The following is a 325-nucleotide window of genomic DNA, read 5'->3' as shown; positions in this document are numbered from 1 at the left end:
ATTCGACCCGTGGGTAAACACCACCTGGAATAACTGCAGGGAACCGGCGCGAAAAGCCGCAATTGAACCGGCCAGATACATTTCCCAGGCTCGGGTGAAGTTTTCGGGTGCGGTTATTGCTGGATGCGGGCCTGATGGATATTCACGAACGGTTTCCCGCGGGTAGCCTGGATGCCATCATTCTGACCCATTTCCATGCAGACCATGTTCAGGGGCTTTTTCCTTTGCGATGGGGCAAAGGTGCGCAGCTCCCCGTGCTCTGTCCGCCAGATCCCGACGGGTGTGCCGATCTGTATAAAATCTCCGGAATACTCGATTTTTGTCA

Annotated in this window: 1 pseudogene; it reads left to right on the top strand. The window is 54.8% G+C overall.

Annotated elements, in window-relative coordinates:
* Positions 1 to 110: 110 nt before the first annotated feature.
* Positions 111 to 325 (top strand): annotated as a pseudogene (locus tag E5Q11_RS17430) (MBL fold metallo-hydrolase); the annotation flags it as partial.

The organism is Marinobacter confluentis (assembly GCF_004785685.1).
In the GTDB taxonomy this organism is placed as follows: domain Bacteria; phylum Pseudomonadota; class Gammaproteobacteria; order Pseudomonadales; family Oleiphilaceae; genus Marinobacter; species Marinobacter confluentis.
The sequence above is the reverse complement of the archived record's forward strand: the minus strand, read 5'-3'. Positions and strand labels throughout refer to the sequence as shown.